Annotated in this window: 3 protein-coding genes; all 3 read right to left on the bottom strand. The window is 77.2% G+C overall.

What is annotated here, in order from left to right:
* Nucleotides 1-606, bottom strand: a 606-nt coding sequence (locus J1C73_RS14230) for a TOMM precursor leader peptide-binding protein (protein WP_207316693.1), incomplete at its 3' end; no start/stop codon positions are given.
* Nucleotides 596-2,530, bottom strand: coding sequence for a hypothetical protein (locus tag J1C73_RS14225; RefSeq protein ID WP_207316692.1), 1,935 nt, complete (start codon nt 2,528-2,530; stop codon nt 596-598). The genes J1C73_RS14230 and J1C73_RS14225, both read right to left, overlap by 11 nt.
* Nucleotides 2,527-4,275, bottom strand: a 1,749-nt coding sequence (locus J1C73_RS14220; protein ID WP_207316691.1) for a lantibiotic dehydratase family protein, incomplete at its 5' end; no start/stop codon positions are given. The genes J1C73_RS14225 and J1C73_RS14220, both read right to left, overlap by 4 nt.

The following is a 4,275-nucleotide window of genomic DNA, read 5'->3' as shown; positions in this document are numbered from 1 at the left end:
GTCCAGGACCACCCCCTCGTCGGCGCCCTCACCCGGCCCGCCGCCACCCCGGCCGCGCCCGCCGCCGTCCTTCCCGGCCTCCTCGGCATCGCCGTCGACCACCTGGCGGCCCGGCCGCTCGCCCCGGGCGAGGCGTACGCGGTGACCGTCCACGGCACCCGCCGCCACCGCATCGCCCGGGGCGAGCGGCCGGGCCGCCAGGTGGTCGACGGCGATGCCGAGGAGGCCGGGAAGCACGGCGGCGGGCGCGGCCGGGGTGGCGGCGGGCCGGGTGAGGTCGCCGACGAGCGGGTGGTCCAGGACCGTCCGCTCACGGACCTCGGCGCAGGCGGCGCAGCCCGCGTCGGTGCCGGGGGCCCACAGCGGGCCGATCATGACCTCGTCCTCGTGGATGCGGACGGAGAGGTGCGGGGTGCGGTGCGGGTCCGCCCCGGCGCGGACCACCCGGTCCCGCTCCCAGTCGAGGTCCCAGCCGGTGTTGGCCGAGACGGTGGCGCCGGTGGCGGCGGCCAGCCGGCCGAGTGCGGGCAGCCAGTCGCCGTGCGCCGCCGGGGCCAGGGACGGGCCCGCCGCCACGGCGGCGGGCGCGATCGTGTCAGTCGGCATCGTGGTTCTCCTGCTCCTGCGCGGTACGGGCGACGGCCTCCACGGGGCCGTACCAGAAGGGGATGTCACCGAGCACCGGGTCCGTGCGCGAGGCGCGTCCTCGGTAGGCGGTGCCGGTGCGGTCCGTCCCGGGGGCGGGTGCGGCGAGCCGGGCGCGGAGTGCGGCGCGGGCGGCGTCGCCGGTGGAGAGGAGAGCGTCGGTGGAGAGGGGGTCGACGACGGTGCCGCTGCCGGTGACGCGTGCCTGGGCGGCGGCGAGGGCCGTGCACAGGGCCGCGTGCGTCGCCTCGGCGGGCGTCGGGCCCCAGCCCGCGCCGAGCCGGTCGCCGCCGGCGGTGACGCGGGCCAGGTGCCAGCCGGTCTCCGGGCTCGGCGCCACGGCGATGCCGGGGCTGAACCGGTCGTCCAACACGCGGAGTTCACTCAGGACGCGTTGACTCTCGGCGGTGAGCGGGTGCGCGGTGGCGTCCAACTCGGTGAACCCTGTTGTTGATGCGGCTAGTTGACGCAGCGCCCCGTCGAGGAGCCAGTGCTCCTCGGTGAGACCGGCGGCCGCGCTGCCCGGGGAGCGGGAGCCGCGGTCGCGGAGGGCGGCGAGGGCGGCGGCCAGGGTGACCGTCTCCTGGTGGGCCGCCCACGCGGTGACGGAACCGCCGGTCCGCGGCGCCGCGCGGTGTTCGGCCGCGCGCAGGGCGAGCGGCATCTGGGGCAGGTCCTCGCCCTCGGCCGAGGCGAACAGCCCGGTCCAGCGGGTGGCGAGTTCACCGGCGGAGGCGAGGGCCGCCTCCGCTTCGGGGAACGGCCGGACGGGGGCCTCGTGGAGAGTGAGGGCCGCCGCTTCGGTCACGGGAGCGCCCGTGACGGTGACGCGGTCGGCCGTCAGGTCGTCGCCGTGCACGACATGGGCCTCACCGGGCTCCGCGACACCCGTGAGGGTGTCGGCCAGGAGCTGGGCGGCGAGGGCCCCGGCGAGGGCGTGGGCGACGGGTCCCGGTGCGGGTCCGGCGCCTTCGGCCGCCGCCCAGGACAGGGCACGGTCCCGGAACGCCGCCCAGGTGGCGGGGGTCGCGCCGACGGGACCGACGAGGGTGAGACCGGGGCCGAGCAGCACGGGCACGTCGAACGTGCCGGTGGGCCCGGGCCAGGTCTCGTCCCCGGTGAGGAACCGGATGGCGGTCCGGGTGGAGGGGGACGGCCGTGCCGCCGGGTCGCCGGCGGGGATCAGGTCGTACGCCTCACGCACCGCCGGGCCGCCGGCGGGAATCAGGTCACCCATGACACGCACCGCCGGGCCGCCGGCGGGAATCGGAGCATCCGTACCGCGCACCGCCGGGTCGCCGGCGGGGATCGGGTCGTGCGTTTCGTGCGCCGCCGGGTCGCCGACGGAAGTGTGGGGAGCGCGGGGGGCCGGGGTCCCGATGGCCGTCACGCGTCGTACTCCGGCGCGCCGCAGCCCGCGTTCCGCCGGGGCGGTCGCCGTCCCGGGGCCCCGCAGCTCGACGGCCGTCCCGTGCAGCCGGGCGAACGCCGCGTACGGGTCGTCGAGGCGGGACTCCAGGCGGGCCAGGGAGTCGGCGTACCGCTCACGCACCGCGGCCGGGGGTTGTGGCGCGGTGAACGCCGCGCTGTCCAGCAGCAGTCCGTTCGCCCGGAGGCGGCCCACGATGTGGACCACGGCGGGACGGGCCCGCTCCGTGCCGATCGCGGTGACCAGCGCGTCCAGGGTCGTGCCCGCCTCCAGGAGGGGCAGGCAGCCCTCGGCGACGGCGTACAGCACGTCGGACCCTCGCAGCACGAACTGTCCGCGCGTCCCGCTGAAGTAGACGCCTGAGGGGACCGGTGCGCAGTGCAGTCCGGGCCGCGACCTCAGTACGCCGGGGGCTGCCCCGTCGACGGCCGCCGGGGCCGTGGTGGTGATCGTCACGACCGCGCTCCTTCCGCGTGGTTCACCGGGTCGTAGGTGAAGGTGCCGCCGGCCGTGCGCCCGACCTCGACGACCCACTCGGTGGCGTGGGTGCCGTCCGTGACGCCGGGCAGGGCCTCCTCCAGGTAGCCGCCGGCCGGGCCGTCGCCGCGGCGTTCCAGCATCCGGGGCAGCACCCGGACCGCCAGCGCGCTGGTGAGGTCCACGTACTGGGGCTTCTGCTGGAGGCGTTTGGACTGGACGTCGGGGGCGCCCACCGAGAGCGGGCCCTCGTCCTCGGGGGCCGACTTGATGACGACCTCCTCCGGGACTCCGTGCCTGGCCCGCCACGCCGTGAGGGCGAACAGCCGCTCGGGGCCGTCCTGGCCGGTGGCGACCGCCGTCTCCAGCTCGGCGCCCCCGTACCAGCGGCGGCGGCCGATGAGGACGTTGCCGACGCTCATCCGCGGGGCGACGCGGGTCTCCTTGCCGTCCCAGGGGAGCGACGCGTGCCAGGAGTTCGGGAAGCTGTTGAAGAGCCGGCCGCTGATCGCGAGGCCGGAGGCGACCGACAGCGGGGGCGGGAAGAGGCCGGGGTGGCCGGTGCCCAGGGGCAGTACCCGCAGCGGCGCCCCCTCCGCGTCCTCGACGCGCAGGGTGTCGGTGGCCGGGTCGTGCGCCAGCCGGAGGGCGAACCAGTCCTCCGGGGTGAGGCCGCCGGGCAGGATCGGGGCGTGCGCGTTGACGTTGAGCCGGTGCAGGCCCAGGTCCTCGGTGACGCGTGCGCCGTCGTGGCCGTAGAAGCGCTGGAGGTGCGCGGCCAGCCGGGGCAGGGCCTCGCCGCCGAGGCGCCGGTCGGCGTCCAGGAAGCGCGCGTACAGCATCCCGTGGCCCGGCAGTCCGTCGTTGAGGACGAGCCGGTCGCCGGCCTCCTGCAGCAGCACCCCGTAGATCAGCGGGTCCTGGCGGAAGCGGCCGGGCAGCGACCGCGTCAGGTCGGCGACGTCGGCCGCGGTGAGGGCGAGGGTGTCCTCGCCCGCGTCGGCCGTCTTGGTGAGCCGGGTGTGGATCTCCTCGGAGAGCTCGCGGCGCAGCCGGAACATGCGCTCCAGGCACCCGTCGGCCGGCCCGATCCCGGTCAGCGCGGAGGCGTCGCCGGTGCCCCGGGGACCGTAGACCGCGTCCATCGCGGCGGCCCGCCGGGAGACCTCGCCGACGACGAACGCGGCGTGCTCGGCGAGCGGGACGTTGGCTCCGGCGCCGAAGCGTTCGGTGAACGCGGCGGTCATCAGGACCCGGACGTCGTGCAGCCAGTCGAAGACGGAGAGCAGTTCGACGGCGGGGCCGAGGTCGGCCAGCGGGGTGTGCCAGTGGGAGGCCGCCACCTTCAGGGGCGGCATGACGTAGTCCTCCTCGACCGTGATCTGCGCCGGGCGGCCCGCGGCCTGGCTGAACCGGCCCAGCGTGGTGCGCAGTTCGGTCAGGGCGGCGCCGCGCTCCGCGGCCGGGGCCCCGACCACGCGGGGCATGCCCGCGCGGATCGCCCCGGCCAGTTCCCGCAGTCCGGGGGTGTGTTCGGTGTCGGGGAGCTCGGGGGTGAGGAGGTCCTCGTAGTCGGCGGCGCCGTCCTCCGCCTCGTTGAACGTGCACAGGACGCCCTGGTGCAGGGCGCGGCGCACCCGGCGGTCGGCCTCGGCCTCCGGGACGCCCGCCCGCGCCGCGACATGGGCGACGACGGCGGGGAAGCGGCGCGGGCCCATGGAGAG

The sequence above is a fragment of the Streptomyces laculatispora genome (assembly GCF_017353455.1).
Lineage (GTDB): Bacteria > Actinomycetota > Actinomycetes > Streptomycetales > Streptomycetaceae > Streptomyces > Streptomyces laculatispora.
This window is presented reverse-complemented; position numbering and strand designations above follow the sequence as displayed.